The sequence below is a fragment of the Dapis hubbardiae BLCC-M172 genome (assembly GCF_050016015.1).
In the GTDB taxonomy this organism is placed as follows: Bacteria; Cyanobacteriota; Cyanobacteriia; order Cyanobacteriales; family Microcoleaceae; genus Trichodesmium.
This window is the reverse complement of record NZ_JBNHEQ010000198.1, coordinates 1-2,513: the sequence shown is the minus strand read 5'-3', so window position 1 is coordinate 2,513 and position 2,513 is coordinate 1. Positions and strand designations below refer to the sequence as shown.

The following is a 2,513-nucleotide window of genomic DNA, read 5'->3' as shown; positions in this document are numbered from 1 at the left end:
GAAATGCTCCGCAAACGTCCCATGCTGCGCAATGAATCGCGCAAACAACCCAACCTACATCTATTGCACCATTTAAGGTGTGTCAGTCTACTACAAATTTTGCTGTCACGAGTTGTTCTTAGGGGAGGGAAATACTGCAAGCTATGTTCTCTTACCCAACAAACTTTAATAAGTGTGTCAACTTTTTGAGAGTTTTGTCTAGTAAAGATTTTACAATAGAAGTTATTAATTGTAATTAGTTTTCCGGAGAGGTTTTGAGTTGGATGTAGTGATAAGTGTCACTACTCAAAACTGAAATAAGTCACTTTTTCACAATTGAATAGCTCACTCTAGAACAACCGAAAAATCACGGATATTCCAGATTTTTATCACCACTTAAACCTGAAATTTGGGAGATGATTAAACTATCTTGTTAATTGTTAATTACTTATGACTATTCCTCAAAAAATACCATACGATGTTGACTTCAGCAGTCAAGAAGAAATGGGTGTCTTTGGTATAAAAATTTTACAGGCTAGCAATTTATCAGAAGGAATATATCTACACCATTATCGCCACTTACCATTTGAAATGTTGCACAATGCTTTTCGCATACATAGTGTTAATATATATACTTATGTCTCTCCAGATACTGATTATGAAGAAAATCTAACAAGAAGAATTCAGAAACGACAAGTAAAACAACAAAATATAGTTGTTATGCCTGCTGAAATAGAATATTCTCTCAACTGGAATCAAACCATTTCTTATTTATCATTAAATTTTGAGCCTATCATTCTCAAGCAGAAATTAAATGACATAGTTAAAGGTGATTCTGTCGAGTTATTACCACATTTTTCCTTTTCCGATCCCCTAATATCTAGTATTTTTCAGGCTTTACAACAAGAATTATTCAACCCTGGTTTGTGCGGTCAATTATATATTGACTCCTTATTACAAACCTTCTATATTCATCTACTACGAAATTACTGCGTTCAAAAACCCATCCAAATTTCACCAAGCAGTTTCTCCAAAACCATATTAAATCAAGTTATCGACTACATCCAAGCTAATTTACACCAAAATTTGACTCTGACTGAATTAGCTGCGATCGCCAAAGTTAGCCCTAACTACTTTGCTACTCAGTTCAAAAAATCTATCGGCATCACACCCCATCAATATGTAATTGGACAACGTGTTGCTAAAGCCAAACAATTATTACTCGAAGGTAAATTAACACCAAAAGAAATTGCCTATGAGGTTGGATTTGTAGATCAAAGCCATTTGACCCGTCACTTCAAAAAGGCGATGGGCGTTACCCCCAAAAAATTTTTACTAAAACAGTAAGAATATCCAATTTACCGAGGTGTCACACCATTTAGCAATGTTGTCAGAGTGTAACATAATTTAGACAACTATACCAGTATAACTATATAAATATATATGAACTTATGTTAATGTTTATTAATAAATCAACAATAGTTAATTAACCCTTTTTCCTCCTAAAAGTTGGCATGACAAATCTGCACCCCAGAATTTCTCTAGAGTAGGAGTCAAGTTTTTTGGCAATTTTATCCCTTATATCAAATCCGATCGGGTTCGGTATAAAAAAATGTTCCATCTTCAGTTATTGCCAAATCGGTAAGTTTTATAGCAGGGAACAGGGAACAGGGAACAGGGAACAGTTGGAAAAGTGTTTCCGTGGTCTTTGATTCATCATCAGTCTATGTCCTAATCGCCCTGGCTGTTGCTCCTGGCTGTTGCTATATATACATAAGATAACCCAGTTTGTAATTTAAACTGGGTTATAATATAGATGTTTTCTAGAAATAATGACCAATAAAATTTGCTATTGTCTATATTTTGAATCATAACAACCATAAGAATTAGATAATACCTTGTGATTACTGTCTTGATTTTCTAAGTCGTCTGCTAATTTTTCTGCTTTATCTTTGGCTGTTTTGAGAACTTGACGAACTACCCACGGCGAAATTTCGGGATTGTGTTCTATCTCCCTAATCAGAGTATTTAAGTATTTAGCGATGATTTTTGCTTGTTGATGAGAGTCTTGGGACATAAGTTATATTGTTCCTATATTTGATTATTTATCTTTACTTTAATTTTACTCAAAAAATTTTACATATCCTGGAATAAATGTGCAACTTGATAAATCTGAACACTATAAAAATATTAAACTAAGGTGTAATGAATATATATATATTAACTTTTTTTCTACTAACAACCATAGTATTTAGATTTGAGAGATTAACAGAGAATGAAATGGTTGAGAAATGGGTGAAGGAGAAACAGAAACAAGTGGGAAGTAATTAGGGAGTTTTTGGCAGTATCAAAAGTTATCATTTAGTTTGGAAACTCACTTGGAAAGGCTATATTATAGTTATAGCAATTCCCAAGAAGCGTGAGGTACAAAATTCGTTTGTTTTAGGGAACAGGGAACAGGGAATAGGGAACAGGGAACAGGGAATAGGGAATAGGGAATAGAAAAGAAATTAAAGAGCTTGTGTACCTCATAA

General features: G+C 33.7%; 2 protein-coding genes. One reads left to right on the top strand and one right to left on the bottom strand.

What is annotated here, in order from left to right; translation table 11 throughout:
• Window positions 1–429 precede the first annotated feature (429 nt).
• Window positions 430–1,326, top strand: coding sequence for a helix-turn-helix domain-containing protein (locus ACP6PK_RS18145; protein ID WP_094672142.1), 897 nt, complete (start codon window positions 430–432; stop codon window positions 1,324–1,326).
• 502 nt (window positions 1,327–1,828) lie between these two features.
• Here ACP6PK_RS18145 and ACP6PK_RS18140 read toward each other — a convergent pair.
• Window positions 1,829–2,056, bottom strand: a complete 228-nt coding sequence (locus ACP6PK_RS18140) for a hypothetical protein (RefSeq protein ID WP_426561433.1) — start codon at window positions 2,054–2,056, stop codon at window positions 1,829–1,831.
• Window positions 2,057–2,513 lie beyond the last annotated feature (457 nt).